The following is a 26,890-nucleotide window of genomic DNA, read 5'->3' on the forward strand; positions in this document are numbered from 1 at the left end:
ATAGACAGCAAGAAAAACCGGAGCTCTTATCAAGCTCCGGTTTTCGTTATTTTAGTCCTTTAAATGGTTTAGGTTATCCATCAAGCTACTGGTGATATCCGCAGCTGACGCACCATCAAAGTCCACGGTCAATGTTTGACCCGACTTAACAATCGTTAGGTGCGATTCATGTTCATTTCCTGTAACACGAATAGATACATCGTCCACAACACCTTGATGATCTGCACTACTCAGCCCATCAAGTAATACTGTGATCTCGTCTTTGGACATGTCTTCAAACAAATCAGAGAAATCTAACGAATCCCCTTCCGAACGATGGAAGTCCGTGACGCGGTCAGTCGCGGTTTCCATCTCAACCCATTTGAATATGTCTGCGCCACTATCACCCGTTAAAATATCGTTACCAAGGCCGCCAATGAGGATGTCGTTACCTTCACCGCCTCTCAAACCATCGTTATGAGAACCACCATCAATATAATCATCACCGGTATGACCAAAAAGGATATCAGAGCCAGATTGACCAAATATTCGATCATTACCACTACCGCCATTGACAACATCAGCATTACGGCTTGCTACATCGTTTGATAATAACAATCCATCACTATCTAACATTGAATCAGCGCCAGAAAGATTGCCTGTCATTACGTGATGATTGGCAATATCAGACGCTGAAAGCTCCAAATCATCATCACTACCGTAACCATGAGATCCCGTCATTCCTGCATAAATGACGTCATTTCCAGAGCCAGTCTCAATATGGTCGTTCCCCGACCCGCTGCTAACAGTTTGGTTTTGAGAGCCATTATTGTAACCTTTCCCCGCGTAAATATGGTTTTCATTGCCATGAATATCACGTACCGTACCCAAAAGATTACCCCCGAAAGCAACATCGAATCTATCTGGGTGCCGTGAGTTTTCACCATTTCTAATAACTATCATGTCATTTAAATCATTGCCTTCAACCGTCAATGGTAAACCTACGGGTACACCATTTTTATCTACAGCGTTGACCGAAATCGTTAAAGTACTATTGGCAGCATCACCATCATTATCTCTCACAGTATAACTAAAAACTTCCTGTGCGTTGAGGGGGATCTTAGAGGCATCCTCAGTCACTTGATAAGTATAGCTACCATCAGCCATCAGAATCAGCTCGCCATACAAACCAATAACCTTAGTGCCAACACCGGTATTAATACTGCTTGATGTTTCTCCATTCACACACCCTATGACAGTCAATGATCCATCGGCACCGTGCAAATCGTTATGCATTACATTACCTAAAGCACTTGGCAAATGGTAACCACTTCCTTCAACAATCTTTGCCACCAAGTCAAACTGGTTGGATGCATTTTCGTCTGTCTTTATCGAGTTGATAACATTACCGTTTTTATCAACAAAACCTAAGACTTCAACTGTATACATCTTACCTTCAAATTCAAAAGTCACAGATTGACTTTCAATAGTAATGATATCCCTTGGATCAGACTGATTATTTGGTGTTTCGTTATGGGCAAAATTCACCGTAATCGTCACAGGCGTTACTCGACCATAAGCATCGGTTACTGAAAACGTTACATCTAGTGTTGCCCCCGTAATCGAGTCATAGATAGGGTAATTATAGTGAGTAAAGGTTCCTAGTTGGACTAGCTCATTGAGAGCTATATTTCCAGCCAGTCCACTATCGTTATCAATAAAACCATACCCTGATTGCCCATACCCTGCACTCGTTCCCCAGCGTACTTGGTCTAAATCAGGGTCAGCATCGCGCGAATCATAAATTGTAATATTTGAACCACCTGCGATATTGCTCCACTTAGCCGAAACACCGTTAAAATTAAATGAATCGGCTAATACATTGATTGAAGCAACATCCGCATTAGCGATAGGGGCATCATCTTCGATAACAATGGTGATTGTACTTGTGCTCGAAATACCACTTGAATTTTGTGCTTCAATGGGAATATCAATCACAAGGTCATCTTCTCCACCATTATTCGTGTGGTCGAATACAGCATGCAACTGACTAGTCACCTTGCCTTGGTTATCTACGGTAATTTCGACCACTTTATTGTCAGCAACCGTTCCAATCAGTCTCTGTTTATCCGAAGATAAGTTCCAGGTAATAGCTACACCATTAGAAGTGTAAGTACCAACCGGGATCCCCATAGAAAGCTCAGAGGTGTTCGCAATATTAAGCTGCCCTTCCGCTGAGGTCTGGTTAGTCGTGTCTTGTGAACCAGTGATAGATGCGTCATCCGCAATCCCGCCTTGTAATCCTTCTTCAGAAACATTGAGCGTCAATTCACCAATAACCGGTGGAGACACAGGCTTGACCGCAAAACCAAGCACAGCACTGTCACCATCGGCATCAGTAACTTTCACTTGGAAATCAATATCTCCATCACCTAACGGCGATTGTATATTTTGATACTGGTAAAACTCCCATTTTCCCGTTGTCGGTGTAAACTCGAGTTTGAAGACTAAATGCCCTTCTGCATCTTTACCAGTAAGAGTATTTGCTCCTACTAATCCAACAGTAATGTCAGAGCCAGTAACCGTTTTGAGTGTCGCAGATTCATCCAGGCCAACTAATTGCAGTGCCCCTCGACCATCGGCCCCCCATTGCGGTTCAACGACACCAGAACCATAAGCAATTGGCTGCGGCGCATCCGAACCAAGAAACTCGATATTTTTAACGGTAAAGTCACTATTATCTTTATGATTGAACGAGTTACCATTATCAGTAGCTTTGATAACCATCGTATCAAAGCCACCCTGCTGCACAGAAAAGTCTTTAGCGTAATCTCCACGGTTTTCATCAGAGGTAAAACTTTGAGTTGCAATCAGCTTTCCATCTCGCCAAAACTCAACAATCCCGCTTTCGCCCTCACCGCCAAACATTTTGCTGAACTCAATTTTCGCACCATAAGCTACCGTGTTAGGATCGAGTTTAATAACCAACTCTTCGGATGCTGAACTGCCATCTGAAAACTTACGAAAATCAACTTCATTAGCAAGGTTATGGTACGGAGAATCCTTACTACTAACGCCGATACCTTCATTGTCACCATTAATATTTGCACCAACTAACGTGGATGATAAAGCTGAAGAGAATCCTTTTGCAGTAATAGTAAATTGACCACCGTCAATCGTGGCCCTATTACCACGGTAACTCGTTAGATCAAACTGGCCAGTTAACACATCAGGGATGTCAGTTGCTGTGACAGAAACTGGATCCATCGCATGGTCACTAGGTGCATCGTCTTCAATGATGATAGATAGTTTGCTTTCCGTTGTGGCTTGCCCATCTGAAACAAATACGCCGAGATCTAAACTCAGTGTATCTTCTTGGGAGCCATCTGGATGGTCGACAGGGCTGAGTAAAGTGACCGTATAGTTCCACTCGCCCTTGCCACTTGCATTAGGAGCAGTAAGCTCGATTTCAATAACGGATTTAGAATCACTCCCAGATGTAGAGCCTATCAGCTTGTGATTTTGAGCATCCCATTCCCAAACGACTTCCATACCTCCCGACGTGATGCCCTCCGGGCCCGAAAGAGTGATCTCTACGGAATCGCTATCTACATCATCAATTGTGATGGTGCCAGATGCCTTAACTGCGTCGCTTGTATCTGAGGATCCAATATTATCTTGAAGTCCACCAGATAAGCCTTCCTCGGAGAGAGTACTAGGATTTATTATGTCAAGTATTGGTCCGTCCGCCACCGCACCGACCGTCACATTCACGGTCGCCGTTTCAACATTGCCCGCCGCCGTCGTCACTGTGTAAGTGAAGCTGTCGCTGCCGTGGTAGTCCTCATTTGGTGTGTAGGTCACGGTGCCATCAGCATTGAAGGTCACGGTGCCGTTCGCACCTTGAGTCACGCCAGTCACACTCGCGTTGTCACCGAAGGTGTCATTATCCAGCACGTTGATGCTGCCCGCGGTGTCTTCATCGGTATTGAGGACGTCGTTCTTCGCGTCATCTACAGAGCCGACCGTCACAATTGACCCTAAAACACTTTGAGAATAGCCTTCTAATAGCGTTAAACTTTGTGTTTCAGAGAGGCCTAGCGCGGTGAGTGCTGACGTGGAGAATTCTGTTGCGGCTATGGTTTCCGAAGCGTCGCGAGCGATGCTGACTGAACCCGTCGGGCTTGAACCGTTCGATTCACCCGCTGCAGTTGCAAGATCTTCGCCTAGCTGTGTTGGGTCTTGGCCTTGCTCTAATGCTGCGAAAATTTCATTGATGTCATTGGTTATGTCTACGTTGCGACCATCGGCGTTAACTCTTGACATTTGTACATCATTATTATTGCCTACATCGTCTTGGGTAGCGTTACTGGCACTGATGATTATTTCACCAGGCAAGGTTTTTTCTCCTGGCTGAAGCACCCGTACATTGCCATTTGCATCCACAACGATCATCTGACCGAAAGTTAATGTTGTACCTAAAGAAAAAGAACCAAGTTCCATATAATGCCTCTAATAACTTCCGAATTCACAACGATGCGACTGTTTACATTCCTACATCTTTGCTACGTAATTTGTCATTTCTAATGGTAATAAATTAGCATTTAACACCTGTAATACAAAGGAAAAACCATTTTTACACCTTCTTATGTGACGTAGGTGGAGACTTAAGTCACACATTTATAGTTTGAATCAATATCACACTAAAGATGTACTTTATTATAAAAACAATCAACAATGTTTAATAAATGTTAATTGATGATTTAGTGTATGATTCTTTGCTAAAATCACGAATGTAATGAATATGTTACTGTTTACTGATAAGAATTTAATGTTATTTTGTTGCGTTTTTCCATCAAGCGTCTCGATAATGCAACAGCTAATGCCGTACTATTGCGGCTTAAAAGAAGTAGAAGTCCCTAGAGGAGTGCCCAAGTGAATTGGATGAATATGAAAACGTTGAGCTACGCCATCGCACTCAGCTTCCCGATCTCTGTATATAGCCAGACTCTTGAGCAAGCGGTGTCAATAACGCTTGCAACCAATCCAAATATTAAAAGTGCATATAACGAATATGTGAGTAAGCGCTATAATAGCGAAGCCTCTTCTGGTGCTTACCTTCCAAGGATCGATCTCGATGCTGGTATTGGCTACGAAGCGGTTGATTTAGCCTCTGGTACTGAAAATGAACTTACCCGTAAAGAAGCCACCATTACCTTAACCCAACTGATTTGGGATGGTTCTTCGACTTTAAACGATATTGATCGTACTTCGGCTGATGCCGAATCGGTTCGTTTCCAACTCTTAGCTGACGCTCAAGATATCGCATTAGAGGTCACTAAGGTGTATCTCGATGCAACGAAAGCGTTTGAAATACTGACACTTTCTGAAAGCAACCTCTCAGTACATAAGAAAATATATCGTGATATACAAAAGCGTGTGGAATCAGGCATTGGTTCAACCGCTGATCTTTCTCAGGTTGAAGCTCGTTTAGCTAAAGCCCATGGCAATCTTTTAGCTGCACAGAATAATCTGTTTGATATACATACCCAGTTTAAACGGTTGGTAGGTCAACCTCCTCAAGATTTAATTTTCCCTAGAGCAGACCATTCTGCTTTGCCTTTTACCGTTGATGACGCTTTAGAAAAGGCCTACCAAGATCACCCGGTCATCAAAGTAGCGCAAGCCGATGTTGATTCTGCAAAGTTTCAATATAAACAAACTCAGGGAACAAATTACCCAACATTATCTTTCGAAGCTGCACAAACATGGCGTGATGATGCCGGTGGGATAGAAGGTAGCAGCGATGAATTCTCGGCCATGATTAGGATGCGTTACAACCTGTACAATGGTGGTTCAGATTCTGCGCGCACCGACAGTGCAGCCTACCAAATGAACAAAGCGAAAGATTTAAGAGATCGGACTTATCGTAGTGTTGAAGAGGGGTTGCGTTTATCTTGGAGCGCTCTTGATTTGACATTACAACAAAAAGAATTTTTAGCCGATCATGTTGATTCTGCTTCAGATACGGTTATTGCTTATGAAAAACAATATAAGCTCGGCAAGCGAACACTATTGGATGTGTTGAATACTGAAAATGAGCTTTTCGAAGCAAGAAAAGGTTATCTCGATGCCAAATACGATGAACAGTATGCAAAATACCGTGTTATGAATGCAACTGGGTCATTGTTGAGTTCGTTGAGAGTGGATACACCCAAAGAGTGGCATGATGCGGTGGAGTACTAACATGTTGAAATACTTATGGCCAATGATAGCGAGCTTACTCTTTATCACCTCGACGGCTTCATCTGCTAGAGATGATTATCCATACATTGATATGCCACTCGCTGATCAAATAGACGATTTACGTGACGATGATTTTGACGGCGTGATTAATGCCAGAGATTTGTGCCCCGAAACACCATTGAAGTCAGAGATCGATAATGATGGTTGTGGCACTTTCATTAAAACCGAAGAGCAACTCCAGCTTAGAATTCTGTTTGCGAATGATTCAGCAATAGTCAACCCTGTGTTTCTAAGTCAAATACGGTCAATGGCCAATTTTCTCAAGCAATACCCTTCAGCTTCGATTGAATTACAAGGTTATGCCAGTAAGGTTGGGAATCCAGGTTATAACTTAGAGTTATCGAAAAACCGAGCTTATAATGTCGAGAAGGCGCTTGTGAGTTACGGCATTAGCCATACTCGTGTCCGTATTGTTGGTTTTGGTGATACTGAACTGACAGAAAATGGTGATGATGATATTAGCCATGCGATGAATAGAAAAGTTGTCGCTACTGTCGTCGGCCACAAAGGTTCGGTGAAAGAAGAGTGGACCATTTTCACCAAACGCGAGCGTTGAAATCGATATTTATCGAGGATTGGGGCGTTTTCGCCCCTTTTTTCTGTCTAAAATTGTAATGAGTTTACTAGCACAAAATGCTATCCTTGCGCGTCATCACCTTATGAGATAAAGATAATGAGCAAATTAACTGCTGACCTTCAAGCAAACTTAGAATTGTTTATTGAACAAACAAAAGAGACCCAACTAGTATGGGGCTTAAAAAATGAAGATGGTTGGCTGGCATGCGACTCGACAGAATTTGAAAGTAGTGAAGTTATGCCCTTTTGGTCAACCAAAGAAGATGCACAAACTCACAACGTTGAAGAGTGGTCTGACTTCGAAGTGTTAGAAATCCCTCTCGATATTTTCGTAGAAGATTGGTTGATTACCCTTGACGAAGATGGTGTATTAATTGGCACCAACTGGAATGCAAGCTTAGAGGGTAAAGAAGTAGAACCTGCAGATTTGGCCAAAATGTACCTTTAGTTGTATGATTCATAGACATCCTTTCAACTATACTGGATGTCTATGGACAGAGAAATCCAACAAAGATTACAGTGGCTAAAAATGTATGAGGGATGTGGTGATGCAGGTCTCGTATGTCGACGCTGTGGTATTTCTAGACCGACATTACGTAAATAGATGAAGCGGTATAAGCAGCGTGGAATCACAGGTCTGGAAAGCCAGAGCAAACGCCCTAATGCCGATCAGTTAAGACTTTAATCGGCAGATCAGTTGAATGATCCTACCTTTATGTAAAAATCCGATAGACCCTGTTTATCGGATTTTTTTATGCACGTTTCTCAAGCCCTCGATATCATCAACAGTTATAAACCCAATCAAGTTGAAACACTCGCAGACCTCTTGCCCATTGAGCTCATCAATAGTGCTTATGAGCTTACTGATACCGTTACTCTAAGAAAACGAAAGCTCACTTTAGAGTAGATGGCATGGTTACTGGTTGGCATGGCTATCTATAACGATAAATCCATGGCTGACATTGTAAACATGCTCGATATTGTTGACCGCACAGGTAAGCCATTTGTTGCTCCAAGTGCATTAACACAGCGAAGAAAAAATCTTGGTGAATCAGCGGCTAAAGCGCTCTTTGAGTGTACGCAAAGTCATTGGTTCAAACAGGCTAACTTACCAAACTGGAACGGACTTACGTTACTGGGTGTTGATGGGGTTTTATGGCGAACAGAAGACTCGAAAGACAATGCTGAAGCGTTTGCTAAGCCCACTAATCGGGATGGTAAAGAAACACAGTACCCACAGGTGCGCATGGTCTGTCAGATGGAGCTGAGCAGTCATTTAATCACAGGCAGTGCTTTTGACTGTTATACCGTCAATGAAATGAAGCTGGCAGAGCAGCTTATCGAAACGACCCCCGATAACAGCTTAACGCTCTTCGACAAAGGCTTTTACTCCCTAGGTTTACTTCAAGCATGGCGTTCGCACGGCATCAATCGCCATTGGCTTATCCCGATGAAAAAAGGGCTGATTTATGAAGTCGTTCAGTCTTTTGGCCGACAAGATAAGCTGATAAAACTGAAGAGTAATCCGCAAGCGCGTAATAGCTTCAATGGAGCCTTAACCCACATCATGCGCCTACCTAATAGTGGGACTTCCCTACTCGTCACCGGGAGCCATACCTAGGCAACTCCAAAACTTCTATGCAATGAGTGGGAGCTTAATACTTGAGCCAAGGCGAGAAAGAGCCTTCCCTAGAGTCGTGAAGAAAAAGCCAAGCTGATACCCTAGAAAATACAATACCGCTCACTTTAAGTGAACGGTATTAGAGCAAACGCTCTCATTCTTCTCCAGATGCCAAGATCACTGATGAACTAAGAGTATTGATCCTTGAGATGCGTGAGAAACGCAATTTAGGGGCGAGGCGTTTACAAACAGAGTTAATCCGACTTCACCAAGTACACCTAAGCACAACGACACTCCATAAAGTTTTGTCCGAAGCATCAGTCAAACCCATCGTAACTTACCGACGCCAAAAAGATTTCCAAAGATACGAGCGCCCAATCCCTGGTGATAGAGTCCAGATGGACACCTGTAAAATAGCACCTGGACTCTACCAGTACACAGCTATCGATGACTGCTCTCGCTATCGAGTTCTGAGGTGCTACTCTCGGCGCACAGCAGCAAATACAGTCGACTTTATTGAATGCGTAGTAGAGGAGATGCCATTTCCTATCCAGAGCATTCAGACGGACAGAGGGCGTGAATTCTTTGCAGAGAAAGTCCAGAAACAACTTATGACTTATGGAATCAAGTTTCGCCCCAACAAGCCAGGTTCGCCTCATTTGAATAGCAAAGTTGAACGCTCACAGAAAACAGATAAAAGTGAGTTCTATCCAACTATAGATGTTTCTGTGAGGCTGGAAGAGCTGGATCTGCTACTAGCTGAATGGCAACACTACTACAACTGGGAACGGCCTCACTGCTCGTTAAAGGGTCTAACACCGATAGACAGGATTACTGAGACCTCTGATCAAACACCTCTGTCTGAAGGGGTATCTCAGCACTACCAGATCAGAAAAGAGAGGTTTCAAGAGCAGAATTGCAAGCTCGATCTCCAGCTAAGAAAATTGAAACCATCTCTATGAATCACACAACTGAGTAACGTCATTGAGCCCTCTCCTCTGTACTCATAACATGACACACTGATCGGATCACATTGGCTTTATTTTATTTAGCTATCTTTCCTAGAAATACATCACTAGAATCCATCGCTTTTCTGATCCTCCGCACATCGGTTAATCACGAAAACACAACATTGAACGAATTTAATCACCTAAACTTAAGCATCACATACTGTAATGAAATCAAATTCATGAATAATACCAAGCGAAACAACAGCCAACTCACCGCAATGCTCTACCTCTTAGCTGCGCTGCTATTTGCCACCTATGGCGGACGAATCTGTCCAATGTTGTCCAGTTTAAGCGCATTAGAAATCACAGCCCATGTGACGATTAGTGTATTTTGTGCATGGGTAATGCGTCGATATCTCTTTATTCACCACCAGTGGGCAAAAACAGAACAGTATGCGAAGCTCGATAGTGTTTTGTTTTTTCTTGTCAGCATTCCACTATCCCTTTACTACAATCAGCGCTATCAATTCACCATCGATAGCAACGTAAAAGTCCTGTTTGGTTTAACACTGTTTGGTTTCTTTACCGGAAGCTTATTACAACTCATCGCTAAACGAGCTCAATATCGCCAGCACACAGTACAATTGAATCGTCAACAACTCCAAGGTGAAAGGCATTCGATTGTTAAGCAGATGATCGGGTTAATGATGCTGATGATCATCACTCTGACAGCCACACTCACCATGGTCGCGGTGAAAGATCTTTTTTGGCTTGAACATAATCCTGCCAGTTTAATCAATGGACATGGCAAGATAAGTATTATTAAAGAGTTTATTTATGTTTCTTTGGTTTTGGGCGGTTATGTAATCGCTATCCTCTGGCAGTGGGGAAAGCTGATGAAGCAAATATTGCACGCTCAAGAGCATTCGCTATGCCAAGTAACTCAAGGTGATATAGCGCAACGCTTACCGATTTTTGAAAATAACGAGTTAGGTTCTGTGGCTTGGTTGACCAATCAAATGTTGGATAGCCTACAAAACTCACAGGATGAAGTAAAAACCACGCGTGATGTCGCCATCGTTAGCCTAGCTGCTTTAGCTGAATCTCGCGATAATGAAACTGGCGCTCATATTTTACGTACTCAAGAATATGTCAAAGTACTCGCGCAATATCTAAGCCAAAAACCGAAATATCAGCCTTTATTAACGCCCACTTATATTGATTTACTCTACAAATCAGCCCCATTACACGACGTTGGCAAAGTCGGTATCCCTGATGCCGTCCTACTGAAACCCGGCAAGCTCACCGATGATGAGTTCACTATTATGAAGGGGCACCCTGAGATCGGCGCACAAGCGCTGTCGATTGCCGAGCAGCACCTTGGCACAAGTTCCTTTTTAGCAATCGCAAAAGAAATCGCCCTCACTCACCATGAAAAATGGGATGGTTCGGGCTATCCAAAACAACTCAAAGGGGAAGAGATTCCACTCTCAGGCCGTTTAATGGCACTGGCTGATGTATATGATGCGCTCATCTCAAAGCGCGTTTACAAACCCGCGTTTTCTCATGATGAAGCAAAAGCCATCATCCTACAGGGCGAAGCGACACATTTTGACCCACAAGTCGTAGAGGCTTTTTTGAGCGTTGAACAACAATTTGTCGCCATTGCCGCTCGCCATCAGGATAAACATTAATCTCTTATTACAGTAGCTCCTCCGCTCAATGGCAAAATATCGTATTTGATGATGAATTTTGCCGTTGAGCTGACTACTTCTCAAAGTAAAACCTATTTAATCTCCCCGCCTGAAAACGGTGGATGATAGAGTTTTTTTAAAAAAATCGCCTTTTTGTTCATGATTCTTAGCCAACACAAATTATTTTCAGTTTTTCTGTTTTGTGTGTTGTAACGGATATTTCATAAAGGTATAAATACCTTAATTTTATGTTTCTAAAATCCCTTCTAACACTTTACATGGATGATGATTATGTTTGAAAAAGTTGTCGCAGCTCCGGCTGACCCTATTCTTGGTTTAACCGAAGAGTTTAAAAAAGATCCTCGCACTGAAAAAATTAACCTCGGTGTTGGTATCTACAAAAATGAAGCAGGTGAAACACCTGTTCTTGCGACAGTAAAGAAAGCGGAAGCGGCGTTGCTTGAGTCTGAAAAAACCAAATCTTATCTCACCATTGAAGGTACTGCTGAATATGGGCTCGCGGTACAAAAACTCCTGTTTGGCGATGAATCTGAGATTGTGACGCAAAAGCTCGCAAAAACGGCGCAAGCGCCGGGTGGTACTGGTGCACTGCGTGTAGCTGGTGAATTTATTAAGCGTCAAATCGGCGACGTGAAAGTGTGGATCAGCAACCCAACATGGGCAAACCATCACGGTGTTTTTAATGCGGCTGGTTTAGAAACCACGCAGTATTCGTACTACAATGCCGAAACGAAAGATAAAGATTTCGCAGCGATGCTTACCGATCTTGAGCAAGCTCAAGCGGGTGATATTGTTCTTCTACACGGGTGCTGCCACAACCCAACTGGCATTGATCCAACCGATAAAGAGTGGGAAACGTTAGCAAAATTAGTCGCTGATAAAGGGCTTCTTCCTCTGTTTGACTTTGCTTATCAAGGTTTTGCGAAAGGTGTTGAAGAAGACGCACAGGGCCTACGTACTTTTGCGAAATACAATAAAGAGATCTTAGTAGCGAGCTCATTCTCTAAAAACTTCGGTTTGTACAATGAGCGCGTGGGTGCGTTTACCATCGTTGCTGGCTCAACAGATGTCGCTGAAACAGCTTTCTCACAAATCAAAGCGATCATTCGTTCCATTTATTCAAATCCACCAGCGCACGGTGCTGCGGTCGTTACTTATATCCTCAACAACGCCGAACTACGCGCAGAATGGGAAAACGAAGTGACGGAAATGCGTGAACGTATTCAAGAGATGCGTGAGCTGTTTGTTACCACCCTAAAAGCAGAAGGTGTGAAGGCTGATTTTAGCTTTATTGAACGTCAAAATGGCATGTTCTCTTTTTCTGGTTTGAACAAGGAACAAGTTGCTCGTCTGAAAGATGAATTGGCAATTTACATCGTCGGTTCCGGCCGTATCAGTGTGGCAGGCATGACGAAATCGAATATGGGCCCACTGTGCAAAGGTATTGCAGCGGTTCTATAATCGATAATGATAAGAAATAGACAACAATAGCCGCCACTTGTCGGCTATTTTTTTATCTTCAATTCACTGAAATGACACTTGATTCACCTCAAAGCGCGTACACTTTCCCCTCTTGCCTGCAAAGCACGTTCTTTTCATGTACTATAACTCTCTGAATCCTATGTCCAATGCCACCGATGTAACCGGATCCCTTTGACAAGTTACATCGTTTAGCTGGCTCACGACGTCAGAATCCCACAATATGAATTCCGAAACACAAGGAAGCCTCCATGGAAGCAGAATTAATTGAAATCAAGAACTTCCTTGCTCAGTATCCACCGTTCAATGAACTACCTGAAGAAACACTGATCGAAGTGACGCAGAGCGTAGAAATCTCCTATTTTCGACAAGGTACACCCATCATTCATTTTGGTGATCATATCCAAGACTTATATTTGATCCGCAGCGGCGTCGTCGAGGTATACCGTCGCAAAGGCGAATTATACAACCGCCTAACCGAAGGCGGTTTATTTGGTCAAATGGGGCTATTGACCAATAACCGTGTTCGTTTTCCGGTCACAGCGATTGAAGATACGCTGGTTTATTGTATTCCAGAGGCAAGGTTTCAGGATTTATATGACAACTATGATTCCTTTGCTGATTTCGTTGAAGTGCAAGATAACGCACGCCTTCGCCAAGCCGTACTGAGTAAAACAGAGCAGAATGATCTCACCACCTCGAAAGTGCGAACCTTACTCAGCCGAGAAGCCCCTTTCGTTTACAAAACAGAAACCATTCAACATGCGGCGATCAAGATGGCGGAAGAGAGTATCTCTTCACTGCTGGTGATTGACCCTGATATTTTGCAAGAGAGTGACGACGATAACAGCCCAGTAATCGGCATCCTGACTGACCGAGATCTCTGCACGCGTGTATTAGCCGTTGGCATCGATCCTAATCACCTCGTCACGGAAGTGATGACAACGGAGGTTATCTCATTAGATCATAATGCTTATGTCTATGAGGCCATGCTAAAAATGCTTCGGTACAATGTTCATCATCTTCCTATACTCAAAGAAAAAAAGCCGATCGGTATCATTGAAGCGACCGACATTGTTCGCTACGAATCACAAAACTCATTGCTGCTCGTCAGTCGCATCTTCCAGCAACAAAGCGTTGAAGAGTTAGCCACACTGTCGCACCAAGTCAAAGACAGTTTTGTTCGTTTAGTCAATGAAGATGCAAACTCACATATGATCGGCACGGCGATGTCAGTGATTGGCCGTAGCTTTAAACAAAGAATCATTGAACTTGCTGAAGAATTACTAGGCTCGCCGCCTATTCCATACTGCTTTTTAGCCTTGGGTTCTATGGGCCGTGACGAACAGTTAATTGTCACGGACCAAGATAACGCTTTAATTTTGGATGATAGCTATGAAGAAACACAGCATGGTGCTTATTTCGAAGCGTTCGCCAAATTTGTCTGCGACAGCTTAGATCAATGCGGTTACAGCTACTGTACGGGGGACATTATGGCCAGCAACCCGATGTGGCGTATGACTCGTAAAGAATGGGAAGCCTGCTTTGCCGATTGGATAGATAACCCTAACCCTAAGGCGCTATTGAATGCATCCATCTTTTTTGACTTATACGGGGTGTGTGGCAGGACCAAATGGGCAGAACAACTGAATGGGTTTATTGTCCGTCGAGCACGCAAAAATAATCGATTTCTTGCATGCCTTGCACGAAATGCGCTGAACCGCACGCCACCATTGGGGTTTTTCAAAGACTTTGTGATGGAAAAAGATGGACGACACAATAACACCATCAATTTAAAACGTCGCGGCACTGCACCGTTAGCGGATTTAATCCGTGTGCATGCATTGGCTGTCGGTTCACGTTCTACCAACTCGTTTGAACGTTTGGATGACATCATTGAAGCCGGAATTCTACCCAAAGGACGGGCGCAAGATCTGCGTGATGCAATGGAGTTTATCGCGATGGTACGCATTCGCCACCAAGCGGCTGACGTTGAACAAGAAATAGAGCCAGATAACAATATCGAGCCAGAAAACCTATCTGATTTTGAAAGACGTAACTTAAAAGATGCGTTTCAAATCCTAAGCAATGCGCAAAATTTCTTGAAATTCCGTTATCAAGCCAGCAATAACTTTAAGTGAGAGTGATGATTAAACAATGGTTTCAAAAACCGAGCATCGATTGGGTAGCAAAATATGCCAATAAGCAGTCGTTGGTTAACCATCCGTTACTCAAAGATTTTTATTCAAGGCCGATTGCTAAGGGTTGCACGCCAATCGATGAAATAGAGTTTGTCGCTTTAGATTTGGAAACAACCGGGTTAAGTGCGCAGCATGATGACATTATCACCATTGGCTTGGTGCCTTTTACCTTAAACCGTATCTATCTCAACCGCTCTAAACATTGGATAGTTCGGCCACGCCAAGCGTTAAAAGAGGATTCGGTGGTTATCCATGGCATCACACACAACGATATTTTAGATGCGCCAGATTTGGCAGAAGTGCAGGAGTCGATACTGAAGGCCTTATCTGGAAAAATTGTTGTGGTTCATTACCGTCATATTGAACGTAGCTTTCTCAATCAAGCATTAAAAGTGCGATTGGGTGAAGGCATTGAGTTCCCGGTGATCGATACTTTGCAATTGGAAACGCAAATTCAACAACGGTTACATGGAGGTTTATGGAACCAGTTAAAAGGGCAAAAACCACAATCAGTGCGTTTAGGGCAAGCGCGAGCGCGTTATGGGCTACCAGCGTACACTCCACACCACGCTTTAGTTGATGCTATTGCCACCGCGGAATTATTCCAAGCACAAATCGCTCATCATTTTGATCGGCAGCAAAGTGTCCGAACGTTGTGGCTATAACTTTTTGATTATCCTTTCAAGGGATTCTTTCAAGGTTTAGTACCGTGATCGACACGAGCAAAAAAAGAGGAACCCATGTTAGGTTCCTCTTTTTTAATCACATCTCGCCTTGCTGCTTTTACGCTTAGAACTTACAGCTTAAAGCGACGAATTTCATTTTCTAACTGATGCGAAAGCTCAGAAAGTTGTGATGCTTGTGCGGCTGCTTCATGCGCTTCTTGTGCAAGATCGTTAGACACATCGCGGATCCCTTCCGTGTTGCGAGTAATTTCCGACGTCACAGAAGCTTGCTCTTCAGCGGCCGAGGCAATTTGCGTCGCCATGTCACTGATGCGCTCAACTGAATTATGAATTTGCATCAAACTTGCTGCAGCGGCGTTCGCATCATCTACACTGGTTCCAGCAAGCATACGGCTATCACCCATAATGCCAACCGCTTTACCCGTCGTTGATTGCAACGTTTCGATCATCTGCTGAATTTCTTTTGTCGAAGCATGTGTACGTTGGCTAAGCACACGAACTTCATCGGCAACCACGGCAAAGCCACGACCTTGCTCACCAGCACGTGCAGCTTCAATCGCCGCATTCAATGCTAGCAGGTTAGTTTGCTCTGCTATGTTTTGAATGGTCGCCAGAATCGTATTGATGTGTTTGCCGTGTGCTTCCAGCTCAAGGATAACATCAGTGGCCACTTGAACTTCTTTGGCCAGGTTTTGAATCGAACCTTGTGTTTGTGAAACTTGATTCGAACCATGTACGCAAGCCGTTACCGCTTCGCCAGAGTTTTGAGCGGTATGATCCGCGTTACCGGCAATCTCTTGTGTAGCTGCGGCCATTTCATTGATGGCCGTAGCCACCATATTAATTTCATCTTGTTGTAAACGGATACGCGCACTACGCTCTTTGGCTTGAGCGGCCGTCTGTTTTGACTGTTCAGACAACGCAGCAGAAACAAAGCTGAGTTTAGAAACCATGGTGTGCATATTACCGACAAAGGTATTAAAGTTTTGTGCTAATTGCCCAACTTCATCATCACTTCTTGGTTCAAGACGTTGAGTTAAATCACCGTCTCCGGAAGCAATTTCCTCTAAGGCTTTGGATACTCGGCTAAGATCTCTAAACAAAAAGCTCACTAACCAAGAGACGATCACAATCACAGCGATAGTAATCACAAGTGCAGTCACAATTAGGTCAATGAGCAAGGATGTATGCGCTGCTTCTTCCGTTGCACGATCCATTTGGATAGCAAAGATCCAATCGGTTTGCGGCACTTTGGCGAAGTAAAATAGCTTATCAACACCTTGTAATGACGCGTCTTCAACGGTACCTGAAGCCACTGCTTGCTCTATCATGTTCATCGTCAACGTCTTCGACAATGACGACACTGGTTTTAATAAGAAATTTTTATCTGGATGCGCTAAAAAGGTTCCATCTTGCGCATCAATCAACATCGCGTAGGCATTTTTGCCCGCATCTAAACTGATGACATCTTGGATCAACTGATCGATTAACACATCGGCACCAACGACGCCGACAAATTGCCCATTGCGACGCACAGGATCTGCAATTGTCACCAACAGTGCATTGGTGATCGCGTCTTTATAAGCGGTGGTGATAATTTGTTTATTCGCTGAAACGGCATCTTTATACCAAGGACGTTGGCGAGGATCATAGTCAGCACGGTTACGCTCAGGGTGTGAACGATACATCTCACCTTGCGGTGTACCAAAGAAAATATCATCAAAGCCACCCGCTTTGCGAGCTTGCTGTAAGAAAGGGACGACATCATCTTGAGCGGTGTAGTCATTAAAAGCGGTTGAGATCTCTTTACGGACCACAATCCAGTCCGAAATGCCTTTCGCAGCGGCAGCTGACAAGCTTTCTGCCCGCGAATATACGCCATTTCGAGTTTGTTCAAAGAGTTGATCAGCGGCTAGCCAAGTCAACGCGCTCGCCATAACGACGACGGCAGAAAGACTGGCACCGATTAGCTTTTGCTTTAGGGTCAATTTCATTGGGTTACAAAATGTATGAAGCGGAAAAGGTGGCGAATATTAACCAGATTTCGCATAAGTTGCACTAATTATGTATCTATTTTTGACACAATATAACCTTTTGCTTTTACTAAAGTTATTAATTAATGTTGTCATGACGACTGTCAAAAAAACAGCATCAAGGCGACTAAAAGTCGCCTTGATGATTGAACGTCCATACCCTTCCCACTTAAAGCAGCCTTGGGTATATCTGAATTAGTGCTTAGATAATTCGGTTCGCATACCTAACAGTAGGCTCACACACATCAATAGTAAGACGATGGTAAATGGCAGCGCCGTTGATATTGCCGCAGCCTGCAACGCTTCAATAGCATTGGTGCCACCAATCCATAACAAGGCTACGGCGATAGCGCCTTCCATCAACGCCCAGAAAATACGCTGTAGGACAGGGGCATCCACTTTACCTCCAGCAGTAATACTATCAATGACCAGTGACCCTGAATCTGATGAGGTGATAAAAAACACCAACACTAACACAACCGCAATCACTGAAAGTAAGGTGCCATAAGGCAGCGCATCAAACATTTGGAACATCGCCAGTGGCACTTCGGTCAAACCATTCGCGCCTAATTGGCCAACATTGTTGATGACTTGATCAATCGCCAAACCACCAAATACAGACATCCAAATCAAGGTAACAGCAGTAGGTACTAATAATACGGCGGTGAGGAACTCGCGGATAGTACGGCCTTTTGATACTCGAGCAATGAACATTCCAACAAATGGTGACCATGAAATCCACCAAGCCCAATAGAACACTGTCCAACCTTGGAACCAAGCCTCATCAGTTCGACCGTGCGGGTTACTGAGTGGGATGATATTTTCAATATACGCCATTAATGTGGTTGGAATGGATGAAAAGGTTACGGTATAGCCAATCAGTGCAACCAAAATCAGCAGCAAGAATGCAACGATCATATTGATGTTACTGATGACTTTAACACCACCATCAATACCACGCACCACGGAGACCACCGCTAATAAAGTAACGACGGTAATCACGACAATTTGTAAGCCCATTCCGGCATCAATGCCAAACACATGGTGAATACCACTAGCCGCTTGTTGAGCCCCCAGCCCTAATGACGTTGCTAAGCCAAACAATGTTGCTAATACAGCCAGAATATCAATGATATGCCCTGCCCAGCCCCAAGCGCGATCACCAAGCAACGGGTAAAAAATAGAGCGAATAGAAAGCGGAAGCCCTTTGTTGTAAGTAAAAAACGCAAGGGAGAGCGCTACCACACCGTAAATCGCCCAAGGGTGTAAACCCCAATGGTACATGGTTGCACCTAATGCTAGTTTAGCCGCTTCGGGTGTGTTGGCTGCAACACCTAAGGGTGTCTCATACCAACCGGTAAAATACGCCACAGGTTCAGCGACACTCCAGAACATGAGACCAATACCCATCCCTGCGGCAAACAGCATAGAGAGCCAAGAAATAAAAGAGTAGTCTGCTGTCGCCTCTTGGCCACCTAAACGTATTTTACCAAAGGGAGAAACAATCAAGCCTAAGCAAAACAGCACAAAAAGATTACCCGACCAAATAAACAGCCAGTCAAAAGTGCCAATAATTTTCCATTTAACGCCATCAAGCACGCTCTTCGCAACCTCAGGATCAACGACTAAAGCGGCGACTAAAAATAGCGCAATAAATCCGGCGCTAAAGCCAAACACTGGGTTATGAACATCAAACCCCCACTTTTGCACGTTATCTTGCCCGACAGTGTAGTCAGTACTGTCGATACTGTACTTATCAATACCTTTTGTCATTTTACCTCTCTAGAAATCTAGACATGATTTTTCAGTTGAGATTAATAACCATGAGAACGAAACAATTTTAAGACAAAAACCAAAAATAACTTCGTACTCATAGCAATTTATTTTTTCAATATGCTGAATACCCTACCAAAATCACAGAAAAAATCCACTAAAAAGCAACATAAAATGCCATGAAAGGCAAAAAATAAGCCTTAAAGGTTAAACTTCAACCAATTTAGGGTAAAAATCGAAAACAAAAACATTCGAGCACTAATCATTTTACATCTCAACTTATACACTCATCATCTTAGACCAAAACAAAAGAGGTCGAATGCTACTTTTCAAGTGAAAAGAACTGCGCTATGGTCCCCGCTTATTAATAACTTTCTTTTTGGGACAATGAGTTTGGAAAAACATGAAGAAGTTTTGATCTCAATTCGACAAATTATTCGCGCAATTGATCTGCACTCTAAAAAACTGAATAGAGACGCTGGGCTTACTGGTCCCCAGCTTATTCTAATGCGTTCAATTCAAACCCTTGGTGAGGTGACTATCCGCACATTGTCGGATCATACGAACATGAGCCAGGCCACTGCCACCACCATTTTGGATAGATTAGAGCGCAACGGATACGTACAGCGAATTCGCAGCAATACCGATAAACGAAAAGTGCACGCCCATTTAACGGACGAAGGTAAGAAGCTGCTAGAAAAGGCACCGCAACCATTGCAAGAAAGCTTTGTCGAACAATTTAGGCAGCTTCAAGAGTGGGAGCAAAGCTTGTTGCTCTCATCAGTACAACGTTTATCTTCTATGATGAATGCCGAAAACATCGATGTCGCACCGATGCTCGAAATTGGCTCTATTACCAAAGAAGAGTAGCTTTGATTGCATTTTAAAATTTGATCGTAAAAAAGCCTCGGGGCTACCGAGGCTAATTCATTCACAACGAACAGCAGATTAAATGGCTTTATAGATAACTTTGTTGCCTGCTAACTGCTCTTTCACTACCAGATTTTCTTCTACTAGTTTCTTGAGTGCGCCAGTGGCCCAAGCGGCAGCTTTCGCATCTTCTTGACCAGCACTTAAGCCGATCGATTTAGGATTCATACCTTCGGCGTGGTTAGCGACGATATCTAAAACCTGTTGCTGTTTTGGCGTTAACGCAACATCCACTTTTTTAGAGTTCGCCGCAGCTTTCTCCACAACTACTTTTGTTGCAGCGGTTTTTGCTACGGTCGATTGCGCTGTTACAGGCTTTGCTGATTGAGAGGCGATCAAGTTTGCAACAGTCGCTTTAATACGCTTTTGCAATTTTGCCTGCACCTTACGCTTATGAGCAAGTCTCATCGAATATTTCTCCATTTCACTGCGTTTCAAGCAGTGGTGAAAATTTGAAGCGCGTTTTATATCAAAAATCGTCCTCGATTTGTAGGGCATAGCACAGATTGAGGGGCAAAAACGCATTTTGATGCGGTAACTGACTACAATTTATACAGGTCGCAACAGCCAACAACGATGCTGTAGCTCGAAGGAGTTTCACTGTTTTATGCACACCCAACATTTGTCTAATACGCGCTTTTCTCTGCAATCACCTTTAGTGAAATGGATAAATACGACTTGTATCATCGCTTCAATTTGCATTGTCATGTTCTCATCCAACATTATTCATGCGCTGCTGTTAGTAAGTGCACTGGCAGTGACTCTAATCACCTTCTATCTTTTGATTTTGAAAGGAAAAGTTAGCTACACTCTAACCGCTACCCATTTTCAGCAGCATCTCTTTAAAGGAGGTTGGGTCGTAAAATGGAACAATATCAGCCGCATTGGGGTGTGCAGTTATGAATATCATGGTTGGCACCAACCTTTGCCTTGGATTGGGATCAAACTGAAGGATTATTCACCTTACCTTGAGAGTGTATGCCCCAGAATCGCTAGTGAGATCTTGCTCAGCCAGCGCGCGCTGCTCTACTTAGGAGCAAAACAACAGCGCAAAGAGACTCAATTTGAAGACTTGGTACTCGACAACGCACCTTACACTGCGCCAAACGGTAATTACTATCATGGTCTTATGGCAATGTTAGCCAATCGGATGCGCTATCAACGGCAATTTTTTGATTATGATATTTTTATCTCAGCGCACGATCTGGATCGTGACGCCGAGGCGTTTGTGGGGCTGATTCGGCGCTACCTCGCGGCGGCCGAACCAGACTAAGACATGGTTTAATGGGCGCAGAAGGAACACTCTGAGCCTAATCAAGATCAATACAGGGGCATTTCATCTGCGACATAAGGGTTATTGGCACGTTCACGGCCAAAAGTCGATTGCGGACCATGGCCGGGCACAAACGTCACATCGTTGCCAAGTGGCCATAGCTTAGTTTTGATCGAGTGAATAAGGGTATTGAAATCACCTTGCGGGAAATCCGTACGGCCGATACTACCGTTAAACAATACATCACCAACAAACGCCAATTTCGCTTGCTGGCTAAACAGCACCACGTGACCGGGCGTGTGGCCGGGCGTGTGCAATACTTGTAGAGTTTGAAGGCCAAACTTCACTTCATCACCCTCATTAAGCCATTGGGTAGGTTCAAAGGCTTCCGTCAGTGGAAAACCAAACATTTTGCTTTGACCTTCGAGGCCTTGTAGCCAGAAGTTGTCCGCTTTATGTGGTCCAATAATATCGACGCCGCCCAACTGCTGCGCCAGCGGTTCGGTTCCACCGACATGATCTAAATGACCATGAGTAAGAACCAAACTGACCACTTTTACCCCGAGTTCATTAATCAACATCACGAGCTGTTTCACATCACCGCCAGGGTCAACCACGATCCCTTCCATGGTGTCATCACACCAAACGATAGAGCAGTTTTGAGAGAAGGAAGTGACGGGCACCACTTGATACTTTAACGACATACTAAAACCTTGTTCGAATTCGCAGTTGGCCGAACTATGACATTGACACTTTCATTTGACAAGTCACGAACAGCCTTATGACCAATGACGTACAGGCCCAGTATCAATGTGCACAAAATCACTGCTAGGATAATAACCAACACCGCCAGCGCCCAATTCGATCGCCGCTTCGCGTACTTGACTCAACTGAACACCATCTAACCGAAAATCAATTGCTTGGCCTAGCATATGGAAACTTTTCTTAGCAACCCCAGAGGAGTGAGTGCGCAACATCTCATTGGTGGCAGGAGATCGATAACCAGAGATGATTTGTACTTCCGCTTGAGTGCCAAGTAGAGATTGAATTTTCGATATTTGGTCAAATAGATTTTTGTCCATTGGATGGACTTCGTTGCGGCGGAAATCACGGCAAATATGGTTGAGCCGATCAAGCTCAGATCGAACATAACGAACACCGTTGAAATAACAGGTTTCAAGTGTTTCACCGGTATGTAAATTATTCATCGCGAGTATGCGAGAGGTTTCAGGGTACGATGCCAATACTATTTGGGGGGCACACGCCGCTACAACTACACCACTACCAGCCAATTTTATAAAGTGACGACGAGAAACTAACAAGGTTTGATACCTTCACAACTGAATTTATTTTCAACAAGCCCGGACACTACCGGACTCCATTGTGAAGATCAAATGCATAAATTGTGCTCGAAATGCTCAAGAGAGAGCCACAGCATCGTTACTCTTTGAACATAAAAGAGATCTTTATTAAGTCATTTTTTGGTAAATTGAGAGACGCATCCCTGCTTACTTAGGTGACCACTGTTTTAGCGGTATCCATTCACCCATTACTGGTACTGAATGCATCATAACGATAGATATCATCTCGGTAGTGCAGTTCCCCACCTTCATACCAAACGGTTTGATAGATAATGTGTACGGGGATGCGCTGCTTTAATGGGATCGTGCCATTCGCAGGCCCTTCTTTTCCCGTTAATTTATCACCATTAATACCTTGGGTTTCTAATATCATCGAAGCAAACTTATCGGCATTTTGTACTCGAATACAACCCGAACTAAAGGCTCGCGACGTATTATTGAATAGGTATTTACTCGGCGTATCATGTAGGTAAATCGCTCTACGATTGGGCGTATTAAATTTATACAGACCTAATGCATTATCTTGCCCCGCTTGCTGACGCATTCGGTAGGGAAAAGAGGCCGGATTCACCGCAGACCAGTTGATGTTGCTTGGGTCAATTTGATCGTTCGAGCGCCAGCTCGAAACAATATCAATATTGTGTTGACGCAAATAGTTTTGATCTTTTTTTACCATCGGCAGAATATCTTCAACCATGATTTTGTGTGGCACATTCCACGTCGGGTTTAGGATCAAAGAATCTAATTTGGTGCTCATGAGTGGCGTTTTGCGTGAAACTCGGCCCACCACCACTTTAGACTGAAAGACTTCTTTACCTAAATACCAGTAGCGCATATCAAAACTGGGAACGTTGACTACGATCTGTGTCTCTTTTGATTCTGGCCACAAACGAGTTCGCTCTGCATTTAATGCCAACATAGACAGGCGTGCCTGCAAAGACAAATTTAACCACTTTAAGGTCTCGGGGCCAATCATGCCATCAGCTTTTAAACCGTGCATCGCTTGAAACTCTTTCACAGGTTTGACCAAGCTGTTGTCATACCAAGTTACGTCGTCACGCACTGTGCTAACATCGATATTAACTAATGATAAGCGGGCAATAAGCACACTACGTTGTGAGAGCTTATCGCCAGGTTTTTTTAACCCTTTTTGGCTGTACAACGAGAGCGCTGCATTTTCAGTACTGAGCAGAAAATCATAGGCATGTAGCAGTTGATCATAAGCCGCGTTGTTGGGCGCATAACCATTGAGCAGATCGCCGATACTGTTAACTTCCACCGCAACATGAAGAGCGAACAAGGCTTCTTGGCTTGGTGGAGCAATCGCAGAGTTGAGCTTACGTTCAAAGAACCAAGCCATACCGACTTTGGGAGCTTGCTCGGCATAACTCAAATACAAAAGTAAAGTATCGGTCGCCAGCAGATCGTATTCGTTGAACGCTTGCTGATTCCGGTACGCTTTCATTTGCGCTAACTGGCGTGAAAATAAAGGGCTAAACCCCGCTCGGCGAATCACTTCCAATTGATGTTCAAATTGACGAACAATCTGCTCATCTTGCCAAATGCGCCGATTCTCATTCTCTTGGTAAATTCGTTCGACTAAATGCGGATATTGGATAAAAGATTGCAACGAGGCATTCTCTTGCGAGACAGCAAAAGGCTGTACCTTCTCGGCAGAGTAAAGAGAAAAGCTACTAAAAATCAATACTAAAGCAAATAGGATGCTTTTACTCATTCCGATCTATCCAACAACGCTGATTCACGTTTCAGTATGGCAAAAGAAACGGCTATCTGCTAAACGTTGTTGTCGATATCAACAATATATTCATAAACTCTCATGCAATGAGAATTATCATTAAACAAATTTAGTTCGCTTACTCAGCTTTTTTGGCAAGAGTAATCAATGGCAGACCAGTGATTGTCCCATTGGACATTACTACGCGTGCGTATTTCAGGTTGAGGATAGGGTGAATTAACGACCAAGCCAGCTCCTGAACTGACTTGGAACTGCTGATCTTGCACTACCACGCCAGAAGCATCCGGCAAAGAGGCCAACTCAACCAGTTGCAATGTCTCTTTTGACCAAATACCGTAACAGTTACCACGTGGAGAAGTCGCTAAAATCCATTGGTCGGTCGCCGCAATACTGGCAATGTAATGGTTGAATCTTGCCCATTGTTCAGGCTCTGCCAAGAGCGGAATGAGTTCGCCACCTTGGTCATGTAGCGCTACCAAAGGTGGATACTCTTCCGGCTGACCTCGGTATTGTTGGCCGCACAGCACAGTATCTGCACCATCATGAGCAAGATGGCGGATGCTCAAATGGTGGTCGTTCAATATCCGTTGCTCAAGCACTTCTCCTTGATGAGAAAGGTAGGTCAAGCTCGGCATCATGCTCTCTACGTTGAGTGGCTCTCGGCCGAAAGTATGCACCCCACCTACCCCAATCGCGAGCCTGCCATCTGGCATCACAATGACTTCGTGAGGGCCAATACCAAAACCACTGAACTCAGCCACTTTTTGGTAGCTATGCTGCACATCATACACACCAATAATGCCGCGACTTGTCGCTTTCTCGCCTTCGGTTGCATAAAGCCACGCACCATCATTTGAGTAAACGCCGTGCCCATAAAAATGTCGCGTGGGTTGCGCCAGTTGCAATTTGATGAGTTCTCCATTTTGATAGTTAAACACCATCAAAAACTCACCGGGACGACGGGCAAAAGCGACCGCATGCGTCAAGGTAGGATGGATAGCAACACCGTGTCCCCTTGCAGGCAAAGGTAATTGGTGAATCGCTTGGCCTTGGGCGTCGGCTACAACGGCGCGAAACTGCGAGCCTTTATGAATAGCGCAACCAATCAAAGCGGGTTGTGGGTCGTCACGACGAGTAGTGGCGCACCCCAGCGGCAGCAGAGGCGTTGAAGTGCTCAATAACGCCGCTTTCAGCAGCGTACGTCTTGTTAGATCAGTCACCATCGGTTGCATTAAATCCTATCACTACGCCTAGCTCTACCGCGACTTCGTCATGCAGTAAATAATTGAGTTGTTCGAACTTGTTATAGAGCGCAAGCACCTCACGGTAGCCTGCTTTCGTTTGCAATAAATCAAATAAGCTGGCCGTTTGCGGCCACGTTTCCAACATCAAGGATAAATGTGCTTTTACGCGCTCGGCCATAGCGACTTGATCTCTTTCCCGCAACATCTGATCTAAACCGTCTTTTGCTAAATAGAGTGTTTGCATCGCTTGAACATTCTTTTGCAGGTTATTCAAAGAGACTTTGGCGCGCCACGATTCTGAAAAATAAGGGCGTGGCTGGCCGATATTGGCTAAGGGGCGGCTCAGTTTTTTCATGCTGTAATCAAGCTGATTGGAGAGCAGCGCAATGTATTCGGCTTGCCAAGCGCTCAGATCCAGCATCAACCATGGATTCTGTTGCCATTGCTCAGCAATCAAATGAGATTTCGTCGCCAAATTCGCGCTGATCGCTTGTCCAATCATACAGCCCGTTTCTAATTGCTGGTTTTTCAGAAGCGGCGATTGAGGGTCATAGAGTAACCATTCCAATGCGCCAATCCCCTGCACTGTGACACTCTGGTTTGCAATCTGCTCCTCACTCCAGTGCTTGCTACTGCTCGCTAACAGGCTCATTTTTCGCCCGGTAGTGTCTTTTTTATCTGGCCAAAATTGTACGTTCCAACTTTGCTCGAGTGCTTTAGCTGGCCCTCTCTCTTGCCCTTGTAAAAACATCCACGCCCCAATAGTTTGCTGCCACTGTTCTTTCAGCAAGGGCAATGCAACATCGCCCGGCTGGCATTGCTGATCAAATAATTGAGCAAGCTGGTGCGATTGTTGAGCAAAACGCTGCGCCGCAGCAAATTCAACCTCATAAACACCTTGGCTAACATGATTGTTTTTTTGCGGCTCAAGCGCTGATTTCGGCGTGGGTTGGCAAGCCGAAAGTACACTGGTAACCGCTATCGAAAATAGCAGAGGAAATTTCATG

18 protein-coding genes and 3 pseudogenes are annotated in these 26,890 nt (G+C 44.2%); 12 read left to right on the plus strand and 9 right to left on the minus strand.

Annotated elements, in window-relative coordinates; all coding sequences use genetic code 11:
- Positions 1 to 51: 51 nt before the first annotated feature.
- Positions 52 to 4,482 carry a retention module-containing protein gene (locus AACT42_RS06000; RefSeq protein ID WP_094183104.1) on the minus strand — a complete coding sequence of 1,477 codons (4,431 nt, stop codon included), beginning with the start codon at positions 4,480 to 4,482 and terminating at the stop codon, positions 52 to 54.
- A gap of 432 nt (positions 4,483 to 4,914) precedes the next feature.
- Here AACT42_RS06000 and AACT42_RS06005 point away from each other — a divergent pair, with 432 nt between their 5' ends.
- The 10 genes and pseudogenes from AACT42_RS06005 to AACT42_RS06050 all read left to right on the plus strand — a co-directional run bounded on the left by AACT42_RS06005 (position 4,915) and on the right by AACT42_RS06050 (position 15,492).
- On the plus strand, positions 4,915 to 6,225 hold the full coding sequence (locus AACT42_RS06005; RefSeq protein WP_013856940.1) for a TolC family outer membrane protein: 1,311 nt from the start codon (positions 4,915 to 4,917) through the stop codon (positions 6,223 to 6,225).
- Complete coding sequence (locus AACT42_RS06010) at positions 6,206 to 6,841, plus strand: OmpA family protein (protein ID WP_017042438.1); 636 nt, start codon at positions 6,206 to 6,208, stop codon at positions 6,839 to 6,841. The genes AACT42_RS06005 and AACT42_RS06010 overlap by 20 nt, the downstream gene beginning before the upstream one ends.
- Before the next feature lie 117 nt (positions 6,842 to 6,958).
- Positions 6,959 to 7,309 carry a DUF2750 domain-containing protein gene (locus tag AACT42_RS06015; RefSeq protein WP_013856942.1) on the plus strand — a complete coding sequence of 117 codons (351 nt, stop codon included), beginning with the start codon at positions 6,959 to 6,961 and terminating at the stop codon, positions 7,307 to 7,309.
- Positions 7,310 to 7,351: 42 nt separating this feature from the next.
- Positions 7,352 to 7,462, plus strand: a pseudogene (locus AACT42_RS06020) (IS481 family transposase); the annotation flags it as partial.
- A 153-nt stretch (positions 7,463 to 7,615) separates the two neighbouring features.
- Positions 7,616 to 8,579, plus strand: a pseudogene (locus AACT42_RS06025) (IS4 family transposase).
- Between the two features lie 46 nt (positions 8,580 to 8,625).
- Positions 8,626 to 9,444: pseudogene (locus tag AACT42_RS06030) on the plus strand (DDE-type integrase/transposase/recombinase); the annotation flags it as partial.
- 227 nt (positions 9,445 to 9,671) lie between these two features.
- On the plus strand, positions 9,672 to 11,126 hold the full coding sequence (locus AACT42_RS06035) for an HD domain-containing phosphohydrolase (RefSeq protein ID WP_094133826.1): 1,455 nt from the start codon (positions 9,672 to 9,674) through the stop codon (positions 11,124 to 11,126).
- 291 nt (positions 11,127 to 11,417) lie between these two features.
- Positions 11,418 to 12,608, plus strand: a complete 1,191-nt coding sequence (locus AACT42_RS06040) for an amino acid aminotransferase (RefSeq protein WP_088717991.1) — start codon at positions 11,418 to 11,420, stop codon at positions 12,606 to 12,608.
- A 269-nt stretch (positions 12,609 to 12,877) separates the two neighbouring features.
- Complete coding sequence (locus AACT42_RS06045; RefSeq protein ID WP_013856754.1) at positions 12,878 to 14,767, plus strand: putative nucleotidyltransferase substrate binding domain-containing protein; 1,890 nt, start codon at positions 12,878 to 12,880, stop codon at positions 14,765 to 14,767.
- A gap of 5 nt (positions 14,768 to 14,772) precedes the next feature.
- Positions 14,773 to 15,492: a 3'-5' exonuclease gene (locus AACT42_RS06050; RefSeq protein WP_202599516.1), complete on the plus strand. Its 720-nt coding sequence runs from the start codon at positions 14,773 to 14,775 to the stop codon at positions 15,490 to 15,492.
- Between the two features lie 131 nt (positions 15,493 to 15,623).
- On the opposite strand, the gene AACT42_RS06055 is transcribed toward AACT42_RS06050, so the two are convergent.
- Together AACT42_RS06055 and AACT42_RS06060 are read right to left on the minus strand one after the other, a co-directional pair.
- The gene (locus AACT42_RS06055) at positions 15,624 to 17,507 is read right to left on the minus strand and encodes a methyl-accepting chemotaxis protein (protein WP_094133828.1); all 1,884 of its coding nucleotides are present in this window, start codon (positions 17,505 to 17,507) and stop codon (positions 15,624 to 15,626) included.
- 234 nt (positions 17,508 to 17,741) lie between these two features.
- A complete protein-coding gene (locus AACT42_RS06060; protein WP_013856751.1) occupies positions 17,742 to 19,319 on the minus strand; it encodes a BCCT family transporter in 1,578 nt (525 codons plus the stop codon).
- 393 nt (positions 19,320 to 19,712) lie between these two features.
- Between AACT42_RS06060 and AACT42_RS06065 the strand changes: the two genes are divergently transcribed.
- Positions 19,713 to 20,189: a MarR family winged helix-turn-helix transcriptional regulator gene (locus AACT42_RS06065; RefSeq protein WP_010320725.1), complete on the plus strand. Its 477-nt coding sequence runs from the start codon at positions 19,713 to 19,715 to the stop codon at positions 20,187 to 20,189.
- 78 nt (positions 20,190 to 20,267) lie between these two features.
- Here AACT42_RS06065 and AACT42_RS06070 read toward each other — a convergent pair whose 3' ends face one another.
- Complete coding sequence (locus AACT42_RS06070) at positions 20,268 to 20,657, minus strand: hypothetical protein (protein ID WP_026027541.1); 390 nt, start codon at positions 20,655 to 20,657, stop codon at positions 20,268 to 20,270.
- Between the two features lie 199 nt (positions 20,658 to 20,856).
- On the opposite strand from AACT42_RS06070, the gene AACT42_RS06075 reads away from it, so the two are divergent.
- Positions 20,857 to 21,522, plus strand: coding sequence for a DUF2982 domain-containing protein (locus tag AACT42_RS06075; protein ID WP_017050560.1), 666 nt, complete (start codon positions 20,857 to 20,859; stop codon positions 21,520 to 21,522).
- Between the two features lie 47 nt (positions 21,523 to 21,569).
- Here the strand turns inward: AACT42_RS06075 and AACT42_RS06080 are convergent, their stop codons facing one another.
- The 5 genes from AACT42_RS06080 to AACT42_RS06100 form a co-directional block, all read right to left on the minus strand.
- The gene (locus AACT42_RS06080; RefSeq protein WP_019282382.1) at positions 21,570 to 22,226 is read right to left on the minus strand and encodes an MBL fold metallo-hydrolase; all 657 of its coding nucleotides are present in this window, start codon (positions 22,224 to 22,226) and stop codon (positions 21,570 to 21,572) included.
- Between the two features lie 75 nt (positions 22,227 to 22,301).
- A complete protein-coding gene (locus AACT42_RS06085; protein ID WP_017044782.1) occupies positions 22,302 to 22,844 on the minus strand; it encodes a YcbK family protein in 543 nt (180 codons plus the stop codon).
- A gap of 220 nt (positions 22,845 to 23,064) precedes the next feature.
- Positions 23,065 to 24,618, minus strand: coding sequence for a L,D-transpeptidase family protein (locus tag AACT42_RS06090; RefSeq protein WP_094133551.1), 1,554 nt, complete (start codon positions 24,616 to 24,618; stop codon positions 23,065 to 23,067).
- Between the two features lie 143 nt (positions 24,619 to 24,761).
- Positions 24,762 to 25,862, minus strand: a complete 1,101-nt coding sequence (locus AACT42_RS06095; RefSeq protein WP_176429085.1) for a DUF1513 domain-containing protein — start codon at positions 25,860 to 25,862, stop codon at positions 24,762 to 24,764.
- Entirely contained in the window at positions 25,852 to 26,889 is a 1,038-nt protein-coding gene (locus tag AACT42_RS06100) for an imelysin family protein (RefSeq protein ID WP_094133549.1), read from the minus strand. Before AACT42_RS06100 ends, AACT42_RS06095 begins: the two co-directional genes overlap by 11 nt.
- Position 26,890 lies beyond the last annotated feature (1 nt).

The organism is Vibrio sp. V15_P4S5T153 (assembly GCF_963874485.1).
Lineage (GTDB): Bacteria > Pseudomonadota > Gammaproteobacteria > Enterobacterales > Vibrionaceae > Vibrio > Vibrio anguillarum.

Bases quoted from the DNA above. Each gene is read 5' to 3' on its own strand.
- AACT42_RS06100 (WP_094133549.1), bottom strand. From the start codon at position 26,889: ATGAAATTTCCTCTGCTATTTTCGATAGCGGTTACCAGTGTACTTTCG.
- AACT42_RS06090 (WP_094133551.1), bottom strand. From the start codon at position 24,618: ATGAGTAAAAGCATCCTATTTGCTTTAGTATTGATTTTTAGTAGCTTT.
- AACT42_RS06045 (WP_013856754.1), top strand. From the start codon at position 12,878: ATGGAAGCAGAATTAATTGAAATCAAGAACTTCCTTGCTCAGTATCCA.
- AACT42_RS06080 (WP_019282382.1), bottom strand. From the start codon at position 22,226: ATGTCGTTAAAGTATCAAGTGGTGCCCGTCACTTCCTTCTCTCAAAAC.
- AACT42_RS06015 (WP_013856942.1), top strand. From the start codon at position 6,959: ATGAGCAAATTAACTGCTGACCTTCAAGCAAACTTAGAATTGTTTATT.
- AACT42_RS06040 (WP_088717991.1), top strand. From the start codon at position 11,418: ATGTTTGAAAAAGTTGTCGCAGCTCCGGCTGACCCTATTCTTGGTTTA.
- AACT42_RS06010 (WP_017042438.1), top strand. From the start codon at position 6,206: ATGATGCGGTGGAGTACTAACATGTTGAAATACTTATGGCCAATGATA.
- AACT42_RS06055 (WP_094133828.1), bottom strand. From the start codon at position 17,507: ATGAAATTGACCCTAAAGCAAAAGCTAATCGGTGCCAGTCTTTCTGCC.
- AACT42_RS06000 (WP_094183104.1), bottom strand. From the start codon at position 4,482: ATGGAACTTGGTTCTTTTTCTTTAGGTACAACATTAACTTTCGGTCAG.
- AACT42_RS06035 (WP_094133826.1), top strand. From the start codon at position 9,672: ATGAATAATACCAAGCGAAACAACAGCCAACTCACCGCAATGCTCTAC.
- AACT42_RS06075 (WP_017050560.1), top strand. From the start codon at position 20,857: ATGCACACCCAACATTTGTCTAATACGCGCTTTTCTCTGCAATCACCT.
- AACT42_RS06050 (WP_202599516.1), top strand. From the start codon at position 14,773: ATGATTAAACAATGGTTTCAAAAACCGAGCATCGATTGGGTAGCAAAA.
- AACT42_RS06070 (WP_026027541.1), bottom strand. From the start codon at position 20,657: ATGAGACTTGCTCATAAGCGTAAGGTGCAGGCAAAATTGCAAAAGCGT.
- AACT42_RS06095 (WP_176429085.1), bottom strand. From the start codon at position 25,862: ATGGTGACTGATCTAACAAGACGTACGCTGCTGAAAGCGGCGTTATTG.
- AACT42_RS06060 (WP_013856751.1), bottom strand. From the start codon at position 19,319: ATGACAAAAGGTATTGATAAGTACAGTATCGACAGTACTGACTACACT.